The sequence below is a fragment of the Paenibacillus sp. S150 genome (genome assembly GCF_019352175.1).
Taxonomy (GTDB): domain Bacteria; phylum Bacillota; class Bacilli; order Paenibacillales; family Paenibacillaceae; genus Paenibacillus_AQ.
In genome coordinates, this window is record NZ_JACBYI010000008.1 from 22,737 (window position 1) to 44,574 (window position 21,838).

At 53.6% G+C, this 21,838-nt stretch carries 21 protein-coding genes and 1 pseudogene; 3 read left to right on the forward strand and 19 right to left on the reverse strand.

What is annotated here, in order from left to right; translation table 11 throughout:
* Positions 1-131 precede the first annotated feature (131 nt).
* A pseudogene (locus HYD27_RS10235) lies at positions 132-866 on the reverse strand (LacI family DNA-binding transcriptional regulator).
* A 186-nt stretch (positions 867-1,052) separates the two neighbouring features.
* Between HYD27_RS10235 and HYD27_RS10240 the strand changes: the two are divergent.
* Positions 1,053-1,691, forward strand: a complete 639-nt coding sequence (locus tag HYD27_RS10240; protein ID WP_219214506.1) for an HAD family hydrolase — start codon at positions 1,053-1,055, stop codon at positions 1,689-1,691.
* An 83-nt stretch (positions 1,692-1,774) separates the two neighbouring features.
* On the opposite strand, the gene HYD27_RS10245 is transcribed toward HYD27_RS10240, so the two are convergent.
* From HYD27_RS10245 to HYD27_RS10300, 12 genes are all read right to left on the reverse strand, one after another.
* On the reverse strand, positions 1,775-3,106 hold the full coding sequence (locus HYD27_RS10245) for a pyrimidine-nucleoside phosphorylase (protein WP_219214508.1): 1,332 nt from the start codon (positions 3,104-3,106) through the stop codon (positions 1,775-1,777).
* Positions 3,106-3,969, reverse strand: coding sequence for a purine-nucleoside phosphorylase (locus HYD27_RS10250; protein ID WP_219214511.1), 864 nt, complete (start codon positions 3,967-3,969; stop codon positions 3,106-3,108). The genes HYD27_RS10245 and HYD27_RS10250 overlap by 1 nt, the downstream gene beginning before the upstream one ends.
* Before the next feature lie 67 nt (positions 3,970-4,036).
* Positions 4,037-4,861: a purine-nucleoside phosphorylase gene (locus tag HYD27_RS10255; protein ID WP_219214513.1), complete on the reverse strand. Its 825-nt coding sequence runs from the start codon at positions 4,859-4,861 to the stop codon at positions 4,037-4,039.
* 95 nt (positions 4,862-4,956) lie between these two features.
* The gene (gene deoB / locus HYD27_RS10260; protein ID WP_219214516.1) at positions 4,957-6,135 is read right to left on the reverse strand and encodes a phosphopentomutase; all 1,179 of its coding nucleotides are present in this window, start codon (positions 6,133-6,135) and stop codon (positions 4,957-4,959) included.
* A 197-nt stretch (positions 6,136-6,332) separates the two neighbouring features.
* A complete protein-coding gene (gene xerD / locus HYD27_RS10265; protein ID WP_219214518.1) occupies positions 6,333-7,226 on the reverse strand; it encodes a site-specific tyrosine recombinase XerD in 894 nt (297 codons plus the stop codon).
* Between the two features lie 155 nt (positions 7,227-7,381).
* Positions 7,382-7,615 carry a DUF4227 family protein gene (locus HYD27_RS10270; protein ID WP_219214520.1) on the reverse strand — a complete coding sequence of 78 codons (234 nt, stop codon included), beginning with the start codon at positions 7,613-7,615 and terminating at the stop codon, positions 7,382-7,384.
* Between the two features lie 228 nt (positions 7,616-7,843).
* A complete protein-coding gene (gene fur / locus HYD27_RS10275; protein ID WP_219214521.1) occupies positions 7,844-8,320 on the reverse strand; it encodes a ferric iron uptake transcriptional regulator in 477 nt (158 codons plus the stop codon).
* Positions 8,321-8,682: 362 nt separating this feature from the next.
* Positions 8,683-9,279, reverse strand: a complete 597-nt coding sequence (locus HYD27_RS10280) for a hypothetical protein (protein WP_219214523.1) — start codon at positions 9,277-9,279, stop codon at positions 8,683-8,685.
* A 48-nt stretch (positions 9,280-9,327) separates the two neighbouring features.
* Positions 9,328-10,035 (reverse strand): hypothetical protein, encoded by a 708-nt coding sequence (locus HYD27_RS10285; protein WP_219214525.1) that lies wholly within the window; start codon positions 10,033-10,035, stop codon positions 9,328-9,330.
* 722 nt (positions 10,036-10,757) lie between these two features.
* A complete protein-coding gene (gene spoIIM, locus HYD27_RS10290; RefSeq protein WP_219214527.1) occupies positions 10,758-11,390 on the reverse strand; it encodes a stage II sporulation protein M in 633 nt (210 codons plus the stop codon).
* A 662-nt stretch (positions 11,391-12,052) separates the two neighbouring features.
* Entirely contained in the window at positions 12,053-13,237 is a 1,185-nt protein-coding gene (locus HYD27_RS10295; RefSeq protein ID WP_375373906.1) for an endonuclease Q family protein, read from the reverse strand.
* On the reverse strand, positions 13,237-13,809 hold the full coding sequence (locus HYD27_RS10300; RefSeq protein WP_219214531.1) for an NUDIX domain-containing protein: 573 nt from the start codon (positions 13,807-13,809) through the stop codon (positions 13,237-13,239). The genes HYD27_RS10295 and HYD27_RS10300 overlap by 1 nt, the downstream gene beginning before the upstream one ends.
* A gap of 76 nt (positions 13,810-13,885) precedes the next feature.
* Here HYD27_RS10300 and HYD27_RS10305 point away from each other — a divergent pair, with 76 nt between their 5' ends.
* Positions 13,886-14,059, forward strand: coding sequence for a hypothetical protein (locus HYD27_RS10305; RefSeq protein ID WP_219214533.1), 174 nt, complete (start codon positions 13,886-13,888; stop codon positions 14,057-14,059).
* 129 nt (positions 14,060-14,188) lie between these two features.
* Here HYD27_RS10305 and HYD27_RS10310 read toward each other — a convergent pair whose 3' ends face one another.
* Positions 14,189-15,316, reverse strand: coding sequence for a M20/M25/M40 family metallo-hydrolase (locus HYD27_RS10310; protein ID WP_219214536.1), 1,128 nt, complete (start codon positions 15,314-15,316; stop codon positions 14,189-14,191).
* 95 nt (positions 15,317-15,411) lie between these two features.
* On the opposite strand from HYD27_RS10310, the gene prli42 reads away from it, so the two are divergent.
* Positions 15,412-15,513: a stressosome-associated protein Prli42 gene (prli42, locus tag HYD27_RS10315; protein WP_219214540.1), complete on the forward strand. Its 102-nt coding sequence runs from the start codon at positions 15,412-15,414 to the stop codon at positions 15,511-15,513.
* 104 nt (positions 15,514-15,617) lie between these two features.
* Here the strand turns inward: prli42 and lipB are convergent, their stop codons facing one another.
* The 5 genes from lipB to lpdA all read right to left on the reverse strand — a co-directional run bounded on the left by lipB (position 15,618) and on the right by lpdA (position 21,796).
* Positions 15,618-16,313, reverse strand: a complete 696-nt coding sequence (gene lipB / locus HYD27_RS10320) for a lipoyl(octanoyl) transferase LipB (protein ID WP_219214552.1) — start codon at positions 16,311-16,313, stop codon at positions 15,618-15,620.
* A gap of 53 nt (positions 16,314-16,366) precedes the next feature.
* On the reverse strand, positions 16,367-17,758 hold the full coding sequence (locus HYD27_RS10325) for a dihydrolipoamide acetyltransferase family protein (protein ID WP_219214554.1): 1,392 nt from the start codon (positions 17,756-17,758) through the stop codon (positions 16,367-16,369).
* A gap of 387 nt (positions 17,759-18,145) precedes the next feature.
* Positions 18,146-19,132, reverse strand: a complete 987-nt coding sequence (locus tag HYD27_RS10330) for an alpha-ketoacid dehydrogenase subunit beta (RefSeq protein WP_219214557.1) — start codon at positions 19,130-19,132, stop codon at positions 18,146-18,148.
* A gap of 3 nt (positions 19,133-19,135) precedes the next feature.
* Positions 19,136-20,167 carry a thiamine pyrophosphate-dependent dehydrogenase E1 component subunit alpha gene (locus tag HYD27_RS10335; RefSeq protein ID WP_219214560.1) on the reverse strand — a complete coding sequence of 344 codons (1,032 nt, stop codon included), beginning with the start codon at positions 20,165-20,167 and terminating at the stop codon, positions 19,136-19,138.
* A 207-nt stretch (positions 20,168-20,374) separates the two neighbouring features.
* The gene (lpdA, locus tag HYD27_RS10340; RefSeq protein ID WP_219214562.1) at positions 20,375-21,796 is read right to left on the reverse strand and encodes a dihydrolipoyl dehydrogenase; all 1,422 of its coding nucleotides are present in this window, start codon (positions 21,794-21,796) and stop codon (positions 20,375-20,377) included.
* Between the last annotated feature and the right edge of the window lie 42 nt (positions 21,797-21,838).

Sequence of the window (21,838 nt, forward strand, 5' to 3'; positions counted from 1 at the left end):
CTACCCTCGATCTATCCAAGACTCAGCAACCGGAAAATGCACTAATTCCACTGCTCTCCCCTGCCCCCGGTAACGATTTCGGTTAACCCCCCCGCCTTGCCGCCAATATGAGAGCTGGCTGACCATTGCGGTTATACGGTCAGACGTTCAATCAGATTAACGGGAATCTGCTCTTGACAGCAGCTTCCGCTAACGGCTTGAAGGAACAGCTTCCTGCCGATCTCCGCCAATGGAATTTCAAAAGTGGTGATATTCAGGATTTTGGCGATGGGCTGGTTATCAAATCCGACGATCGCAAGCTTGCCCGGCACCTCAAGCTTCTGTTCTTGGCAACAGGTCAGAATTCCTGCCGCCACTTGATCGCCCGTAACCAGGAGTGAAAACGGTTCATCCGAGTTTTTCAAAAAATCCCTGTAAGCCGCATCTCTTTGTCTGCTGCTGGCACCTGATTTTCTTGCCAGGCGGCGTACTCCTCCACGATTTCCCAGCCGCTGCTTTTAGAACAGATAATCAGAGCATCTATTTGTTTGACCGCAGCATCATTAAAGCCTCCAGCTCCCGTTTTTCCTCATAATTGGTTTGGATGAGCACCAGCTTGTAATTATCCTTCAAAGCCTCGCCGGCTATTCCTTCGGCTACAAGCCCGAAATAAGGCCGTTTGATGGACGGAACTACGACACCTATGAGGTTGGTTTTGCCTTTGCTTAAATGAACGGCGTTGATGTTCCGCTCATAGTTGGTCAGCTCCATTGCCCGTATCACAGCCTCTTTTTTTCCTCGCTTACATAAGGATGCGCATTAATTACACGGGACACCGTGGTGACCGACACTCCGGCCAGCTTAGCTATATCTTTAATATTTGCCATAACGGGCTCCTCCCTCCCCGGATCCAGTTCAAAGTTTCTTTTGTATAGCAGTTACAGCTCCTGCAGGAAAAGAACCCTTGACCTGAAAAGCGTTTCATGAATTATGTTAGTGCTGCAAGCCCCTCAGTAAAGTGTCTCGGCCCATTCATTGCAGCTTGACAATTCATTATGAAAAGGAGAATGAACATGATAAAATGCCTCATTTTTGATCTTGACGGTACGATTGGGAACACCTTGCCTCTTTGTATTGCCGCTTTCAAAAAATCAATTGAACCCCTGGCCGGCAGAGCGCTGAGCGATCAGGAAATTATCGATACCTTCGGCCCTTCCGAGGAAGGAACCGTCCAGGCTTTGATCCCCGCGCATTACGAACAGGGGGTTGCGGATTATTTACAGCATTATAATGACCTGCATGAAATGTGCGCTGCGCCATTCGAGGGAATTGTAGAGTTGTTTGATTACCTAAAAGACAGAAATGTGCGCCTGGCTTTGGTTACGGGGAAGGGTGAGCAAAGTACAGAAATTACTCTGGATATTTTTGGAATACGCTCCTATTTTGATGTGATTGAAACCGGCTCTCCGCTGGGACCAAGAAAAGTGCAGGGGATCAAAAACGTGCTGAAGCAGCTTGGAGCCGCGCCCGAAGAAAGCCTGTATGTAGGAGATGCCCCAAGCGATATTGAGGCATCGCGCGCAGCCGGAGTAGCCGTTGTCTCTGCAGCGTGGGCGGAAACTGCCGATACGGAACAGCTGTTGCCCCTGCAGCCCGACAGGCTGTTTACGACGATCCAGGAATTCAAACAATACATTCAGCAGGCTGTTTAATAACCCGCAGGCAGCCCCAAAAAACCGCAGGGAACATGCTCCCTGCGGTTGGACACACCTGCGATATGGAGTTCTCTCCCGGACTAATACCGCTTGACCCCATCCCTGGTCACCAGGGCGAACACCAGCGGCTGCGGCGGAACCGGCTCGGCGGAGATCAGGTAGGCTTCCAGCACCTTGGCTTCGGCTTCCCGCACCTTGCCCGCTCCGGCATCGTTCACATGCAGCACGGCGAGCGTCTCGCCTGCGGCTACAGCGTCGCCGACTTTTTTGGACAGCTGAATGCCGACAGCCAGATCAATGACCGATTCCTTCGTCTCGCGTCCGGCCCCGAGCAGCATGGCGGCAATGCCAATTTCCCCGGCCTGGATGCTCTCCACATAACCGGCGGTTACCGCCTTCACTTCGATCAAGGTCCGTGCTGCCGGCAACGTATCAGGCGACTCTACCTGAGCAACGTCTCCGCCCTGCGCCCCGACCATTTGCTTGAACTTGGCCAGAGCGCTGCCGTCCTCAATGCGGGACTTCAGAATCGAGCGCGCTTCGGCTTCATCCTTCGCCTTGCCGCCGAGAATCAGCATCTGGCTGCCCAGAATCAGGCAGACCTCCTCCAGATCCTCCGGACCGTGGCCCCTAAGCGTTGCGATGCCCTCCTTGATTTCCAGGGCGTTGCCGATGCCGTACCCTAACGGCTGGTCCATGTCGCTGATGACCGCAACCGTATTGCGGCCAAGATGCGTGCCGATATCGACCATGGCCCGGGCCAGGGCGATGGAATCATCCAGCGTTTTCATGAACGCGCCGCTGCCGGTTTTGACATCAAGCACGATGGCATCGGCGCCCGCGGCGATCTTTTTGCTCATGACGGAGCTGGCGATCAGCGGAATGGATTCTACGGTCGCGGTCACATCCCGCAGGGCATACAGCTTCTTGTCCGCTGGCGTAATGTTGCCGGACTGGCCGATCACAGCCGCGCCGATTTCACCGACCTGGGTGAAGAACCGTTCCCGGCCCATCTCCACGGAGAAGCCGCTGATCGACTCCAGCTTGTCGAGCGTGCCTCCGGTATGCCCCAGGCCGCGGCCTGACATCTTGGCAACCGGCACGCCCGCAGAGGCTACCAAAGGCGCGAGGACAACCGTAGTTTTGTCGCCCACACCTCCGGTGGAATGCTTGTCCACCTTAATGCCCGCAATCGGGCTAAGGTCGACCTGATCGCCGGACATGGCCATCTCCAGGGTAAGATCACCGGTTTCCCGCGCGTTCATCCCCTGGAAATAGACAGCCATCGCCCAGGCGGAAATCTGATAATCCGGAATTTCGCCCCTGCTGTAGCCCTGGATCAGGTAGGCTATTTCTTCACGGCTCAGCTCCCCGCCGTCTCTTTTCTTCTGAATCAGATCCACTGCCCGCATTACGCCTGCACCTCACGCACAAAAGCGCGCACCAGGCCGATAAATTTCGGCTTCGTCAGATTCGCCACCTTCACCACCTGCTCATGCGTCAGCGGCTCCAGCTCTTCGCCAATCGCCATATCGGTAATGCAGGTAATGCCGAGCACGCGCAGCCTGCTGTGGCTGGCAACGATCACTTCCGGCACGGTGGACATGCCGACGGCATCCCCGCCGAGAAGGGCGAGCATTTTCAGCTCAGCCGGTGTTTCGTAGGTCGGGCCGCTGATGCCGGCGTAGACGCCTTCCTGCAGCACCAGCGCTGCGCCGTCCGCACCTTTGACTTCAGCGGACAGCTTTTTCGCCAAGGCAATATATTCAGGATCATACGCACGGGACATATCCGGGAAACGCACACCCAGCTCCGGATCATTCGGTCCGATCAGCGGGTTGTCGCCGGTCATGTTCAGGTGGTCGGTAATCAGCATCAGGTCTCCGGCTTTGAACGAGCGGTTCATGCCGCCGCCCGCATTCGTAATCACCAGCGTACCCACGCCCAGCTTGGCCAGCACATACACCGGCAGCACAACCTTGCGCATCGCATAGCCTTCATAGTAGTGGAAGCGGCCCTGCATAATAATAACGTCCTTGCCTTCCAGCTTTCCGATTACGAACCGTCCGGCATGGCCCTCCACCGTCGAACGCGGGAAATGCGGGATTTCCTCGTAAGGCAAGTACACCGCATCTTCAATCTGATCGCCCAGATCGCCAAGACCCGAACCCAGAATCAGCCCGATGCCCGGGGAGTAGGCTCCCAGCTTGGATTTAATATATTCAGCCGCTTCTTTGACCTGCATGCCGTAAGGGGTATTTGCGTGTTGTGTCATCAATAAATCCTCCCGGATATCAATTGTGTAAAGTTAAAAGGTACTTCATCGCAGCGCTGGGCTTATCCTACATCTTCGGAATAAACGCCAGCACCAGCTTCAAAAAGCTCTCCCGCACACGGTCCGCCGTCTCCATAACCTCCGCATGGTTCAGCGGCTGATCCAGAATACCGGCTGCCATATTGGTGATGCAGGATACGCCCAGCACTTCAATGCCGGCATGGCGGGCAACAATCGTCTCCGAAACGGTAGACATCCCTACGGCATCCGCACCCTGCCGGCGCAGCATGACGATTTCAGCCGGTGTTTCGTAGTTGGGTCCAAGCAGTCCGGCGTATACGCCTTCCTTGAATTCAAAGCCCTGCGCCGCCGCAGCCTCCTTGGCCACTGCTATCAGGCGGGGACTGTAGGCTGTGGACATATCCGGGAAGCGCACACCCAGAGCGTTGTCATTGGGTCCGGTCAGCGGATTGCGTCCGGTCAGGTTCAGATGGTCGGTGATCAGCATCAGATCTCCGGGCCTGAAGCCTATGTTCACACCTCCGGCGGCATTGGTGACAAGCAGGCTGGCTACCCCCAGCTCCTTCATCACGCGTACCGGAAAAGCCGTTGTTTCCGGGCCATAGCCTTCATACATATGAAAGCGGCCCTTCATCATGACCACACGGCGTCCCTCGATGATGCCGATCAGCAGTTCTCCCTCATGCCCTTCTACCGTAGACACCGGAAAATGCGGAATTTCGTTATAAGGTATAATCACTTCATCTGTGATCAGATCCGCCAGCACGCCAAGGCCGGAGCCGAGAATCAGGCCGATCTCCGGGGAGACCGGACATTTGTCTTTGATATAAATTGCCGCTTCCTGAATGTTGCTCTGGGTCACTGCATTCATGGATGTATTTCCTCCTAAAGAGTTTGGTAGGGTTTCTTGATTAGAACAGCACCGTACAAACTCACAGCGTAAGCATGTACTTGGTTTTACTTGGATTATTTCAGTTCCGCCAAAAAGCTCGTCCCGTACTTCGGCGCTTTCGCCCCGAAGTTATCGGCAATCGTCGCTGCGACATCAGAAAAGGTCCGGCGGATACCCAGGCTGACCGGATTTGTGAGTCTTGGGCTGTAAATCAGCAGCGGCACATATTCGCGTGTATGATCCGTTCCGCTGTGGATCGGGTCATTCCCGTGATCCGCCGAGATGATCAGCAGATCATCTTCCGTTAAGGCCGAGAGCAGCTCAGGCAGCGCCTGATCAAACACCTCCAGCGCGCGTCCATAGCCCTCCGGATCACGGCGGTGACCGTAGAGGGAGTCGAAGTCTACCAGATTGGTGAACAGGAAGCCGTCGAACGGCTTGCGTAGCTCCGCAATCGTAATTTCAATGCCATGCTCATTGCTTTTGGTTGGATAGGACGCCGTAACGCCTTCACCCGTAAAAATATCGTTAATCTTGCCGACAGCGATTACATCCCTGCCGATATCCTCCAGCGCGTTCATGACCGTAGGCTCCGGCGGCTTCACTGCGTAATCATGCCGGTTCGGCGTGCGCACGAAATTCCCCGGTTCGCCCACATAAGGGCGGGCAATCACGCGTCCTACCGAAAATTCGGGAGCCATCGTCAGCTCGCGGGCGATTTTACAGGCGCTGTACAGCTCTTCCAGAGGAATAATATCCTCATGGGCGGCAAGCTGGAATACACTGTCTGCGGAAGTATAGACAATCCAGGCGCCGGTTTTCATCTGCTCCTCGCCGTACTCCACCAGAATCTCCGTGCCGGAGGCCGGTTTGTTGCCGATCACCTTGCGGCCGGTAGCGGCTTCGAATTTCCCGATCAGCCCGGCCGGAAATCCTTCCGGGTACGTATTGAAGGGGATCTCAATCTTCAGTCCCATCAGCTCCCAGTGGCCGGTCATCGTATCCTTGCCTGCCGAAACCTCCTGCATTTTGCCGTAATATCCGGTTGGGGCAGCCACAGGCTCGAGCGGCGGCAGCGGTGCGATATTCGCAAGTCCGAGCTGCTGCAGATTGGGAAGCTTAAGTCCCGGAACACGCTCCAGAATATGCCCCAGCGTATGGGACCCTTTATCTCCAAAGCCTTCGGCATCCGGGGCTTCGCCGATGCCTACACTGTCCAGTACAATAAATCCGATTCGTTTAAATGAGGACATTGCGTCGTCACTCCTTCGGGTAGTATGAAGGATGATTTATGTCGTGAAACCTATCCATCCTTATATTTCAAAAGAGCCCCACAAAGTGGAGCCTTTGGTTTCAGTATATTTCCATCATAACGATCTTACTCACAAAAAGCATCTTTCAGCCCTCGGCCAGCCGCACTTCAGCTGTGTTCTGTTTCCCGGGCCGGAAGCTAATGCGCCCGCGGATGATGGCTTTCATAGACTTCCCTCATATTTTTGCGGGCAATTCCGCTGTACACCTGTGTTGTGGAAATGTCGGCGTGTCCAAGCATCTGCTGCACGGAGCGAAGATCGGCTCCGCCCTCCAGCAGATGCGCGGCGAAGGAATGCCTCAAGGTATGAGGCGTAATGTCCTGCTCAATATGGGCTTCACGTGCGTATTTTTTTATGATTTTCCAGAAGCCCTGCCGGGTCAGCCTTCCCCCCAGACTGTTCAGGAACAGGGCCGGCTCGTCCGGATTGCCGCGCAGCAGCTTGTCCCGCATTCCAGCGGTATATTGGGCCACGCTTTCGGCGGCGATGGCGCCGATCGGAACGATCCGCTCCTTGCCGGAAGCCCCGGTGCAGCGGACATACTTCATTTCCGTATTCACATCCTCCACATTCAGCGAGATCAGCTCGGACACGCGGATGCCCGTGGCGTAGAGCAGCTCCAGCATCGCTTTGTCGCGCTTGCCCTGGGAACGGCCCCCATCGGGGGCACCGAGAAGCCGCTCCATCTCCCCGACACTCAGCACCATGGGAGGCTTGCTGCTTGGCTTGATTTTGTCCATATCCAGCGTCGGGTCCTGCCCGATCAGCCGCTCCTTCAGCAAATAATGAAAAAAAGCCCGGAGGGACACCGTATTCCGGTTCACCGTTGCGGCTGCCCGCCCTGCTCCCCGTTGTGCCGCGAGATACAGCATAATGTGCGATCTCCGGATTTCTTCCGGCAGGGCCAGGCCCCGCTCTTCGGCAAAATCTATAAACTGCGAAATGTCCCGTCCGTAGGATTCCAGTGTGCTTGTCGACAAGCCTCTATTTTCGGACAAGTACTGCATAAACGGCTGCAAATGTGACTTCATCAATCCACGCTCCTGTCTTACTCAGGCTGCTTTTCACGATTCTGCAGCATTCCAGCATAGGGTCCGTCGGCAGCCTCATGAGGGCAGGCCATGTCCGGTCCCACCCTAAACAAGTTTCGACAGACTCTCAGCTTTTTCCTGCTTCCGGGCAGTTTTCACTCTCCGTACCAGTAATAGAACCGCAGCCTCTCTCCTGTATTCAGACCATCCACGCTGTGCGGCAGCTCTTGAAAGGCCTTGATGGCAGTTCCCTCGGGAATTTCAACCTTCTCAAAAGGACTGATCCAGCCGCTGATCCAGCTCATCCCATAATAGGCAAGGCAGCTGAGTGCGACAAGCAGTGTCATGAAATACAACCGGCGCACCGTTTTGGGCACAGAAATAATCATAGGACCCCTCCTGACTAATCTGGACAGGCAAGCGGCCTCCGGCTGCTTCGTACTCGTACAACAACCTTTTGGAAAAAAAGCAGCCGTCAGCCCAGCTCCGCTGACTCGTCCTACACTGTATGCGCCGGGAACTCATGTTATGTACAAAGCCTCTGCAAATCATTTAAAAAGCCCCCTCCGGTAATTCGCACCGGGGAGAGCTTATGCGGTAAATTCTTATCTATAAGCTTATTCGGAAGGATTTCTGCCGTCTGTGTTGTTGTTGTTCTTATCCTTGCAGCGGTAGCAGATCCCGTGAAAATCAAGTCTATGATCAAGAACCGTAAAGTTAAATTCCTTCTCCAGCCGTTCTTCCAGCGGCCCAAGCCAATCCTCGCGGATTTCATCCATCGTGCCGCATTGCACACAAATCAGATGATGATGGTGATGCTTGGCCGTATCCGTACGCAGATCGTAGCGGGCTACGCCATCTCCGAAATTGATCTTCTCCACCACATGCAGCTCACTGAGCAGCTCCAGGGTACGATAAACGGTAGCAAGACCGATCTCCGGAGCCTTCTCCTTCACCAGCATGAAGACGTCCTCTGCGCTTAAATGATCTTCCTCATTCTCCAGCAGCACTCTTAAAGTCGCTTCCCGTTGGGGTGTGAGCTTATATCCTTGGGATTGTAGCTGTTGCTTAATCTTATCTATCCGGGCTTCCATTGTCTGCCTCCCCCTTGGAAAATTACCGCACCGGGCTTCAAATCACTTCTTCCATTATAGGGGGAGTCGCTTTGAGAAGTCAAACGCTTTTAGGCCCGAGCGGTCAAGTGCACTATGCGAACAAGCCAATACTTCGGAAAGCCCTTTCTTTTTTAGAATGACATAAAAGTACCGGGCTGCTATGGCTACTACATTCAATCCTACATTTCTTGATATCTTGGATTTATATAGATGGAACTTCTAATGTTTGTATTTTGGGCTTCGCCGTAACTCCAGAGAATGTTTGAACTTCCGGCCACAGTTCCACCTCTCAACTAGCAAAGCCTTTTATTGATACAGTAATTAACATTCTTCCTAAACTATTATTGCATCTTATCTATTATATTGTTGTTTTCATCTAATCCTATGATATTTTCAATACTAACTTGAGAATTAAGTGGTAATGTTCGAACATCTAAATAACTTCTTTTTGTTGCATTTAGCTTTATGAATACATTGTTTTTGTCGCTATATTTAATTAACAACGTGTCTATAGATTTATTATTTACAATACCTGATATAGTTTTGAATTTGTAATCTGAATTTTTTAATTCTCCAACTACCATTAGTTTGGTAATTTCACTTTGTATATCAAGGATGCTATCTTCTTCTAGGATAACTTGAGATTCATTTTGATATTTGTAAATATAACTAATCCCTTCATATTTTTGGTTATTATGCATGAAAGAGAATTGAACGAAAATATGATTCTCCAGGTAATTTTTAAGATCCAAAATAACAAATCTGTCAATCGAACTGTATTTTCCAGTTAAAAACGATTTGAGCAAGGCTTCATATTTTATGTTTGAACTATCAGACACCTCAAAGGCGTTTTGCTCGGGTAAGCTTTTTTTCTCACTACAGCTAGTCAGGCTTATCATAGTTAGAATTAATAACAGGTATATCTTCAGTCTGTTCATATGTTCTCCTGTAAAGAGAGGAGGAGGATACCTCCCCCTAACTTAAGCTTATTTGTAAGTACCGGCGTAATGATCAACGTATGACCAACCATCAACTTCCGTTATTGCATATTGATGCCACTGCGCACCTGCATTAACATAAATGGATAGTATCCCCCAAGTCGCACTGAACGAACCGCTTACTTGATATTGAACATCCATATAGCCCTGTACTTTTCCATTAGTTCCAGTTCCAGACTTTCTGGGGTGGTTCGGAGATTCACTAGCTATAGTGACAACGCCATAAGATGCACCAGCACCACTATCGGAAAGAGGAGCTACACTGAAGTTATATACTGATGACTCTCCGCTACCAGTAACCACACCATACCATTGCCATTGAAAAACATCATTAAGCTTTGAATAGCTAGCTCCCGATGAAAAGGACCATTCAGTCTTTGAAGTTATTTGTCTTACCTGTCCACTTGGCCATCCGTTGTTATAGAGAATACTAGGCTCAGTATTAATGAGACTTACACTATTCCAAGGTCCTGTAATGTATGGGGTCATGGCAAGAGTTGTGATATCAGGAGCTTCAGAAGTATCATTTGTACCGCTATTTATTCTTGCTATTTCTTCAGGAGAAAAAACGCTAACTATTTTAGAACTATCCTTTTCTACTATATTTTCGACGGTCGAGCTAATACGACTCCCATCTGGATACTCCATTGAAAAAGTTTGAACTGGGCTATCTGCTTCCTTAAATAGACTTACCATATTTTGCAGATCAGATACACCATCAAATCTAAGTCGTATTTCTGAAGATAAAGCTGCTTCTAATGCATCAGGATTTAGTGCTAAAACTTCTTGTTGAAACTTCTTCTTGTTTAGCCTTACATAATTATCTGAGAAAGTCCATCAGGTTCTCAATTGGGGCCGGATCTTCCCAATACCAAACCGATACCTTGGATTATGCCAGGGATGCTACCAGAAAGTCCGTATCTTTCTTCGGAATTTTGTATAAATTTGTTTGCATACAGCTCGGCAAATTATTGTGAATCTTAAGGCATATAAAGCAGACTAAGAAGAATGCCAAAAGCGCAGAAAGTGAACGAAGATTTCTTTGATGAAAAATATATGTTTTCACGCCCAAATGGCAAACTCTTAAACCCAAAGATATTACTAAATCGAACGGATCGATTAATGAAACGGACGACAATGACCAAACATGCTGCACCCTATATATTGCGACACACGCATCAGTAAGCTCGCTTAGGCCAAAGTGGACCTTGCGGTTATCATGCAGCGGGTAGACACGACGATTCGATAACCACGTTGAAAATTTATACGCGCGTTACAGCAGCCATGACCAGCGGCGCCTCGAAAAAAGTAAACATACTCTTCGATAACGCATAAATCCAAAGAATCCGCCGAAAATGTGACTTTAACGTGATTTTTCATTATCGTATCACTCTTCCAATTTGCAAACACCAGTCTTTTCAGACATTATTCACTAACATCGGTGTAACCCAGCGCATCATAGACGGCGTAACCCAGGCCTCGAAGCCGGAAACCCCCAGCACAAGCACAGCCAGTCCGAAGGATAGCAGCGTATACATGACGAAAGGACGGGTTATTGGCGAACGCCGCTGGCCAAGCACCCGGCTGCGGATCATCAGCAGGGAAAAAGCAATCGCTGCCGCGCTGCCTACCAGCAGCACTGGAATCAGCACAAGATTATGCGGCGCAACAGAGACCAGCGCGAACAACATGCCATGCCAGGAATACTCGCTGACCAGAGTGCCGACAGAAAAGCCGATGAGCACGCCTTTAAGAAAATCCAAGATCAGAATGCCCGGCAATCCGATCACGGACAACCCCAGAATCCAGACCAGCCCAAGCCATTTCAGATTCAGTGCGGCAATGTCCCAGTAGGAATCCGGTGCAGCCGGCAGGCCCTGCTGGTCGACAATGACGAAAAAATTCCCCAGGTAATCGCCAAGCTCCTGCTGCTGATCCAGCGTCAGCGCACTCACAATTAAAGCCCCGAAAACGACCCCTACCAAAAACAATACCGCGACAAAAATATAAAGAGGCGTCTGTTCCTTCATCATCAGACGTAAACTGCGCATCGGGACGTTCTCCTTTCAGGTCATATGTTACACCATATGAGAAAACATTCCGCTCTATGCCTTGTCCTTATCTCCGGGAACAGCTTGTCTGAACATAGCGGCCAGAAACACGGGCCTTGACTTAATGAAATGCCGCCGGGCAAGTCCGGCAGGCGAAAAAGCTTGATTACTTGGAGATAGAGCTAGCCTCCCCCCAGCGAATTCAAAGGCAATTTTTACGCAACCAATAAGTGACCTTAATTCTTCCTACATCCCCTTTTCCGCAAGCGTCAGTGGGAAAATGGATACCTAATCCATCCGTTTCTCTCCCTTACAGAGGAATATGCCTACCCAAAAGCCTGCGTCTATCCTGCGCAAAATAACCTCACAAAGCGGGGCCTTGGCTTCGATGATGACTCAGGTACTTTGCGGGGACCCCAAAACATATACATTCTTATCTTTCAAGTGGAAACGGCTTCGCCGTCCTTGTAAAGGACGGGGTGTTTCAGCGAGAAATAGAAGGATAATGGATAGCGTGAAACCTATAAAGTCTGCCCTGTAATCACGCGGCCGCAGCGATATTTCATTCCTCAGTGGTGCCGCGCAGCGGCATGGGTGTCTTACAATTTGAAAAAAAGGCTCCCCACCGCGGTTGAAAACCGCGCATGAGACAGCCTTGCCTGCTACCCTCTTATTACCTTGCCGTAGGTCCCTCCGCCGCCGGACGACAGCTCCAGCGTGCCCGAGCGGGCCTTCACAATCTGCGCTGCCAGCTCGGTCCCGGCGGCTTCGGCCAGCTCCGCTTCACCGGCAGCATGCAGAATCTTCATCTCCGTGCCAAAGGCCTGCAGCAGCGTTTCCAGCTTGCGCTTGCCAAGCCCCGGAATAAACTCCAGCGGCACCTGGTACTGGTACGGCGGCCGATGCGGCGGAATCTGCGGCTGCCGGCGGTCTGCGATCGCCAAAATCCGGTCAAATACTCCCTGCACCAGCTTCTGGCTGCCGCAATACGGACAACGCTCCGAGGTCGCATAGACCTCGTCGGCAATGCTGCCGCAGCCCGAGCAGTAGGTGCGGTGGTATTTGCCCAGCCGGGGATTCAGCCCGAAGTTGCCGCTGACCCGCCGTCCCTCCCGCCGCTCCAGTGCCAGCCGCAGCTCATGGAATGAAGGCTTTTCCATTTCGATGACATTATACTCGCGGCCGATTTTCCCCAGTGAATGGGCGTCGGAATTGGTCAGGAAGGTGAACGGGTCAAGCTCGGATATATACCCGGCCATTCCGGAATCGGCACTCAGCCCAAGCTCAACCGCAGCAATCCTGTTCAGATCAAACAGCTCGTCCATCCGCTTCGCCGCACAGCCGTACAATCCCTTATGGGGCGTAAAAATATGCGCCGGAATCAGAATCCCGCCCCGTCCGCAGATTTCATCCTGCAGCTCCCGGGCCGGGGTATACAACCGCTGGGAGCTCAGATTGACATTGCGCATATGCCGCCCCATCCAGCGGCTGAAATCCTCCATCGCCGCAAGGTCCGGCATGAAGGCCAGGACATGGCACTCTTTTCGCCCGGGCTCGCGGATTTCGATCTCTGTCCCCAGCACAATTGTTGTCCCCCGGTAGGCAATTCCGCCTCCATCCGCTTCGCTCATCTCGCCGGAGGCAAGCAGTGCGCGGATATCCGCCAGCACTCCCGGCGCGTGGCTGTCGATAATGCCGATCAGCTGCATCCCCTTGCGCTCCGCCGCTTCACGGGCGATTCCGGCAAAGGTGAGACCTTGGCTGCCGCTGATTTTGACGGCTTGCCCTCCCGAAGTCCGCCCGATATGCACATGAAGGTCGCAGTAAAAGCTCTGAAGCTTAGACACTAATGCCATTCTCCTGTAAGCGTATATAAATGCCAGGCATAGACCGCCATCATCGTTTTGGCATCGGCAATTCGCCCGTCCGCAATGTATTGGTAGGCTTCCTCCAGAGTCAGCTCGGATACCTCCAGAAATTCATCCTCGTCCAGCGCCATATCCCCCGCTTCCGCATTGTCCGTTACATACAAGTGAATAATTTCATCCGCAAAGCCGGGAGAGGTATAAAAGGACTTCAGCAGCTTCAGCTCACCGCTATGAAAACCCGTTTCTTCCTGCAGCTCGCGCCCGGCCGCCGCCAATGGATCTTCGCCTTTATCCAGCTTGCCTGCGGGAATCTCCACCTCGGTGCGGTGCATCGGCTGGCGGTACTGTTCAACAACCAGCATCTTGCCCTGATTCAATGCCAGTACAGCCACTGCCCCCGGATGCTTCACGACTTCGCGTGTTGCGGTATTGCCGTCAGGCAGCTTGACCGTATCCACCTGCAGGGAAATGATTTTCCCGTCAAAAACCGGCTGTGTCGACAACGTTTCCTCATCCAATGCGGGGTTGCGTTTAATTTCATCTTTTTTCATAGATTATGGTCTCCTTTGGGTGTGATCTGCATAGGGTGTATTATAGCAAACTTAAGAGGAAAGAAGGAATGCAGGCATGAATGATATCCTTGTCCGTACAAGCCCGTCCGCCGTCACAATGGTAGGCAAACCGGAGCAAATCAGGGCCGTAATGGCCGGGTGGATTAAGCAATATGGACGTGATATGCCTCTGGCCTACATCCTGCTGCTGCACTCCGAAGCGCGGAACAACGCCTCCAAAGCCGGATAATATTTCGCTTGGCAGCTCTTTCCGGCACCGGATCTGCGCATTTAAACATAAGGAGCTGTTCCCGGATCAACCCGGAGACAGCTCCTTCATGTATCCCGCAACCGCAGTCTGAAGCGGCAGCTGCCGGGATTAGCCTTTTACACTTTCTTGGACAATAGCAACAACCAGTTCGGCTACCTTGACGATATCTTGGGCCCTGATCCGCTCTTTGGCAGTGTGGATATTCTCATAGCCGACCGCCAGATTAACCGTTGGCACCTTCAGACCGTTGAACACGTTGGCATCACTGCCGCCGCCGGACGGAAATAACCGGGGTGTCAGGCCCAAAGAGACAATCGCGCGTTTCGCCAGCTGCACCACGGGATCATGCTCATTAAAGCTGAACGCCGGATAGATAATTTCACTGCGGAATTCACTTTCCGCACCATATTCCCGGGCCGTTGTCTCCAGCGCTTCACGCATGGAAGCAATCTGGCGCTCGACCTTCTCCTGCACGATGCTGCGCGCTTCCGCATCCAGCTGCACGTGGTCACACACGACATTCGTCGGCCCGCCGCCGGCAAATTTGCCGATGTTGGCTGTCGTTTCATTGTCGATGCGTCCAAGCTTCATCGCCGAAATGGCTTTGCCGGCCACTTGAATGGCGCTGATTCCATCCTCGGGATTCACCCCGGCATGGGCGGATTTGCCAAAAATCTGCATCGTCACCTTCGCCTGGGTCGGCGCAGCCACGGCAATGGCTCCCACCTCACCGTTGGAATCCAGGGCAAAGCCGAACTCGGCATCCAAATAACCCGGGTCCATGCTCCTGGCACCCAGCAGCCCCGACTCTTCGCCGGCGGTAATGACAAATTGGATCTGCCCGTGTGCCAGCTTCTGCTCCTGAATTACGCGGATCGCCTCGAACAATGCAGCGAGTCCAGCCTTGTCATCCGAACCGAGAATCGTGCTGCCGTCACTGGTAATCCAGCCGTCCTCGCCAAGGGAAGGCTGAATGCTTTTTCCGGGAACAACGGTGTCCATATGGCAGGTGAACAGCAGCTTGGGTGCGGCTGTACCTTCCTCGGCAGGCCAGGTGACGAACAGATTGCCCGCTCCATGACCGGTGCGTTCCCGGGAATCATCTTCAATTGCGGTTAGGCCCAAGGCGCTGAATTTTGCTGTGAGCACATCGGCAATCTGCCGTTCGTTTCCTGTTTCGCTATCTACACGGACAAGCTCCATGAATTCCTGAATCAAGCGGTCTTGTGAGATCATCGGACTTCCCTCTCTTTCACGGATACGTTACAATAGTAGTATTGTGTGAACAAGCTGTATGCTTTTAACTTAAACTAATTCCAAAGGAGTCACTCATGCAACGTCAAAAATGGTTCCGCATTGTCATCTACGTAATGCTGATCGCCATGATCGCGTCTACCGTGCTGCTCGTCGTTGAGCCTTTCCTGGCCGGTTAATCACCGCCCTGGCCCGTTAATAATAGCGTCCGGATTCTCCGGGCGCTATTTGACTTGCGCGCATTTGTGCATGCGCCGGCTTAACCGGTCTGCACCGCGTCCCCTTATTCTGCAGCAGGCACTTCATAAGGAAAATGCTTCAGAAAATAAGGAACCAGCTCTCTTGCCACTGTCCCGGGCTCAAACGGACGCCCGGCGCATTCCTCCAGCGAGGTGACCCCGTATTCGGCAATCCCGCAAGGAATAATCCCCTGAAACCCCTGCTGTCCGATCCCTGCCGTGATGTTGAACGCGAAGCCGTGGCTGGTGATGAAGCCTCTACGGAATTTGCTCTTGTTGAACTTCACGCCAATGGCACAGATTTTCTCATCGCCGACCCAGACCCCGGTGTATTCCGGCTTGCGCCCGCCCTCAATGCCATAAGCAGCCAAAAAATCAATAATGACCGACTCCAGGCGGCGCAGATAGCCGTGCAAATCCACCCTGCCGTCCTCCCCCAGCTTCAGCAGCGGATAGCCGACAAGCTGGCCGGGTCCATGATATGTAATATCTCCCCCGCGGTCAATTTCAAACAGCGCAATGCCTTGCTCCTTAAGCTGTTCAGCACTGAGGAGAAGATGTTCGGGATGATGCTGTGAACCGATGGTATAGGTCGGCGGATGCTGCAAAAGAATCAGCTGCTCATTTCCCGTTCCGGCATCGATAGCCGCCACGGCCTCCCTTTGCAGCTTCCAGGCCGCGCCGTACTCCATCAGGGGCAGATATGAAACTTCCAATAGGCTTAAATCCTTGCTGCTCATGCTTGCAGGTCCCCTTTGCATTACAGTCTCCTGTTACAGGGTTGTACCGTTCATTAATACAGCTTGGTGTCCGGGGTGTAGCCTTCGACATTATCCTTGACACGCTGCAGGAATCGTCCGCAGATAACGCCATCCAGAATGCGGTGGTCCAGCGACAGGCAGATGTTGGCCATGGAGCGCACCGCGATCATGTCGTTGATGACTACAGGCTTTTTGACAATGGATTCAAAGGTCAGAATCGCGGCCTGCGGGTAGTTGATAATCGGATAGGACAGGATCGAGCCGAAGGAGCCGGTGTTATTGACCGTAAAGGTGCCGCCCTGCATATCCTCCAGGCGCAGCTTGCCTTCACGCGTCTTCAGCGCCAGCTCGTCAATCTCGCGGGCAAGCCCGGCGACATTTTTCTGGTCGGCCTTTTTGATCACCGGCGTCATGACAGAATCCTCGGTGCCCACGGCCAGCGAGATGTTGATGTCGCGCTTGACGATGATTTTGTCCACAGCCCAGACGGAGTTCATGATCGGATAATCCTTAATGGCGCTGACGACAGCCTTCATCAGAAAAGCCAGATAAGTCAGGTTGATGCCTTCCTTGCGCTTGAATTCGTCCTTCAGCTTGTTGCGCAGCACAACCAGATTGGTCACATCGACTTCAATCATGGTCCAGGCATGGGGAATCTCGGAGACACTCTGGCGCATCCGGGTAGCAATCGTATTGCGGATTGGAGTGACATCGATCAGATATTCCGAGCTGCTGCCGCGCCCGCCTTCCACTTCAATGGTAGGAATACGCGGAGTCTCGCTCAGATGCAGGCCGGAATGACGGACCGGCTCCAAGGCTTCCTGCACTTCTTCCTGAATCGCCTGGAGTGCAGGCTGCCTTGCAGAGGAGGCTGTTCCAACGGAGATGCCTGCGGCAGATGCGCCGCCATTCTCCAGGAACGCCAGCACGTCCTTGCGGGTGATGCGGCCGCCAAGGCCGGTTCCCGGCACAGCCGTAAGATCAATGCCATGCTCGGCGGCAAGGGTCTGCACCGCAGGGGAGTAGCGGGAGCGCATCGGTGCGGATGCGTCAAAGGCAGCGGCAGCCGGTCTGCCCGCTGCCGGGCGGGATGCGGCAGGAGCCTGCGCCGCGGCGCTTGCCGAAGGCGCACCCGCCTCCGCAGCTGCCGGTGCGCTTGGCGCGGCAGAGCCGGCTACGGCAATGCGGGCGATGACCTCGCCGACGTTGACCGTCTGGCCTTCTTCCGCCAGCAGCTCCACCAGAGTGCCGTCCACAGTGGCAGGCAGCTCCGCATTTACTTTATCTGTAATGAGATCACAGAGCGGTTCGTACTGCTCGATGGAATCGCCGGGCTGCTTCAGCCATTTGCCGATTGTCGCCGACACCAGCGATTCGGCCAGCTGCGGCATAATAACGTCGGTCAGCTTAGTGTTGTCAGACATAATGTCACTCCTTAAAAGTTTTGTAAGCAATGCTTACAGTTATTACTTCGTACAAAACTTACTTCGGAAGCATCTACTTAAGTTTTGTAAGCAATGCTTACAGTTATTACTTCGTAGCGGGAAAAAGGTGCACTAATCGAACTCATTGGGCTCATGGGGAACTCTTAGTGGGAAAAAGTGGCGCTATTTCTGATGAAACCAGCCTGAAGTGGGAATTCGGCTGAAATTAAGTTTACAGAATCCCGCTAAAGTCCTTTTGCAGCCCCAATTCCGGCGGATTAGTTACCCTTTTTCCACTCCGCCTCCGTTCCCCGTTTACCTCATTGCATTTCCCTGAATATTTAACTTCTCAGCTTCAATCTATACAGCTATCCCAAAATGAAAAGATCAATACTGCGCCAGCCGCAGCATTTCCGCCTTTACTTTATCTTTGCTGAGCATGAAGAATTTCTCCATGGGCGGGCTGATCGGCATTGCCGGCACATCCGGCCCGCACAGACGGAAGATTGGCGCGTCCAGCTCGAACAGGCAGTGCTCCGCAATAATGGCCGCCACTTCTCCGCCGATGCCTCCGGTCTTGTTGTCCTCGTGGACAATCAGCACCTTGCCGGTCTTCCGGGCGGCGGCGGTAATCGCCTCGCGGTCCAGCGGCTGGAGGGTGCGCAGGTCGAGGATATGCGCGGTAATGCCTTCCTCGCGCTCCAGCTCCTCCGCTGCCTGCATCGCAAAATGCAGCGGCAGGCTGTACCCGATCACCGTAATATCACTGCCCTCGCGCAGCAGATTCGCTTCACCGATCGGAACGGTATAATCGTCTTCCGGCACCTCTTCCTTGATCAGCTTGTAGCATTTCTTGTTCTCGAAGAAGAGAACCGGATCAGGATCGCGCACCGCTGCTTTCAGCAGCCCCTTGGCATCATATGCCGAGTAAGGGGCCACGATTTTCAGCCCCGGTGTCCCGAAGAAAATCGATTCCGGACACTGCGAATGATACAGCCCGCCGAAGATCCCCCCGCCGATTGGCGCGCGGATAACGACCGGACAGTTCCAGTCATTATTGGAACGGTAGCGGATTTTGGCCGCTTCGCTGATGATCTGGTTCGTCGCGGGAAGCATGAAATCGGAATACTGCATTTCGGCAATCGGCTTCATGCCATACATCGCTGCGCCGATAGCCACCCCGGCAATCGCGGACTCCGCCAGAGGCGTATCCATCACGCGTTCTGCCCCGAACTGCTCCTGCAGCCCTTTGGTGGTCGTGAACACGCCGCCTTTGACGCCAACGTCCTCGCCGAGCACGAACACCGATTCATCGCGCTCCATTTCTTCCTTCATTGCCAGCCGGATGGCATCGATATATTCCATAATCGCCATGGGTTAGGCTCCTCCCTTGAGGTCAGACTCGTTGTAGACATGCAGCAGCGTATCTTCCGGTTTCGGAAACGGCGCATTTTCAGCGTATTCAATGGCAGCCTTGAGCTCCAGATTATATTCTGCAGCCAGATCGCGTTCCTGCTCGTCGCTCCACAGTCCAAGATCAACCAGATAGCCCCGGAAGGAGGCGATGCCGTCTTTTTTCCAGTTGGCGTCCACTTCTTCCTTCGTCCGGTAAGCCAGATCATTGTCCGAGGTGGAGTGCGGAGACAGGCGGTACATCATCGCCTCGATCAGTGTCGGTCCTTCACCCGCAAGCGCACGCTCCCGTGCTTCCTTCACCACCCGGTACACCTCCAGCGGATCATTGCCGTCCACGCGGATCCCCGGGAAGCCATAGCCCTGCGCACGGTCACTGACCTTGCCGCCAAGCTGCTTGTGGGCCGGAATGGAGATCGCATACTGGTTGTTCTGGCAAAATATAATGACCGGCAGCTTGTTGACCCCGGCAAAATTGCAGGCTTCATGGAAATCCCCCTGGTTGCTGGAGCCTTCCCCGAACGTCACAAAGGAAACGAATTTCTTCTTTTGCATTTTGGCAGCGAGGGCAAAACCGACAGCATGCGGCACCTGTGTGGTCACCGGACTGGAGCCGGTAACAATCCGCAGACGTTTGCTGCCAAAGTGGCCCGGCATTTGCCGGCCGCCGCTGTTAGGGTCCTCCGCCTTGGCGAACACGGACAGCATCAGCTCCCGCGTGGTCATCCCCACGGACAGCACAAAGGCGTAGTCGCGGTAATAGGGCAGAAAATAGTCGTTCTCCCGGTCAAGCGCAAAAGCCGCCGCCGCCTGCGCCGCCTCCTGGCCGATGCCGGAGACATGGAAATTAATCTTACCGGCACGCTGCAGCAGCAGGCTGCGCTCGTCGTACTTCCGCCCCAGCTGCATATATCTGTACATATCGATGACCTGGCCGTCGCTGAGTCCAAGCGGCTTGTGTCTGTTAACAGTTCCTGCAGTACCTTGGGATTCCATATGAGGTACCTCCTAAAAATTTTGTCAGCATGCACTTCGGCCAGCTTTATGCCCTGATCTTAAAACCAGGTACTAAAGCCTGCTCCAGTCCATTATAATCCCTTTCCCGGCAAAAAGAAAAGCCGCGAAAAGCCGGTATGGAGCAGTTTTGGCGCATATAGCGCCTTAAGCTCCGTCCGGCATTCTCATGGGGGCCTTCATCGTATGCTAGAAACCTATTGCTCTTCCATCCACCGCCAGCATGGCTTCGCCAATGATCTCGGAGAGCGTCGGATGGGCATGGATGGCCTCGCCGATCTCCCAAGGAGTGGCATCCAGCACCTGGGCAAGCGCCGCTTCACCGATCAGGTCGGTAACATGCGGCCCGATCATCTGCACGCCCAGAATATCCCCGCTGCTGCGGTCGGCAACCACCTTGACGAAGCCGTCCTTCATTCCGTAGACAATCGCTTTGCCGATGGCGGAGAAGGGGAATTTGCCGGTCACAGTATCATGACCGAGGCGCTGGGCCTCTTTCTCCGTGTAACCGACGCTCGCCACTTCGGGCCGTGTGTACACACAGCGCGGCACCAGGTGCGGATGATACGGATGAAGGATCTCTCCCGCCAAATGGTTCACTGCCCGGATGCCTTCATGGCTCGCGGCATGGGCCAGCTGCAGCCCGCCGATACAATCGCCGATTGCATAGATATGCGGCTCATTCGTCTGCATGCTGCCATTGACTTCGATAACTCCCTTATCAAAGCGGATATCGGTATTCTCCAGCCCGATGTTTTCAATATTGGCTGCTCTGCCTACGGATACCAGCAGCTTCTCCGCAGACAGGCTCTGGCTTTGCCCGCCCTTGCGGGCTTCCATCGTAATCCCCGACTCTGTGATTACACAGGTCCCGGCATCTACGGTGGTGCCCGTCAGCACCTTGACGCCCCGCTTCTTCAGCAGGCGCAGCAATTCGCGGGCAATCTCCTCATCTTCAAGCGGCAGCAGCTGGCCCGCAGCTTCAACCACGGTGACCTGTACGCCGAAGTCCGCCAGCATCGAAGCCCACTCCACGCCGATTACCCCGCCGCCCGCAATAATTATCGAAGCGGGCAGCTCTTCCAGCTTCAATGCTTCCTCGCTGCTCAGAATGGCTGTGCCATCCGGCTTCAGGCCGGGCAGCACACGCGGACGCGAGCCTGTAGCCACTATGAGATTGCCGGAGACCACCGTCTCCATCTCGCCATTCTCAAGCTCTACGGCCACTGCCCCGCTGCGCGGGGAGAAGATCGAAGGGCCAATAATGCGCCCCTTCCCCTTCACCACCCGGATTTTATTTTTACGCATCAGAAACTGCACGCCCTGGTGCAGCTGCTCCACCACGGCTTCCTTGCGGCGCTGCACCTTCGGGAACACCAGCTGCACCCCTGAAGTCTCGATGCCGTAACTCTCGCTCTCTTGTATTTCAGCGTACACCTCGGCACTGCGCAGCAGCGACTTGCTTGGAATGCAGCCGCGGTGCAGGCAGGTTCCGCCCAGTTTGTCCATTTCGATGACAACGACGGATTTCCCGAGCTGAGCAGCGCGGATCGCCGCCACATAACCTCCGGTACCTCCGCCAAGTATAGCCACGTCACATGAAATCGTCATGTATGTATCCTCCAGTCATAACTCCTTAGTTCTAAATTAACC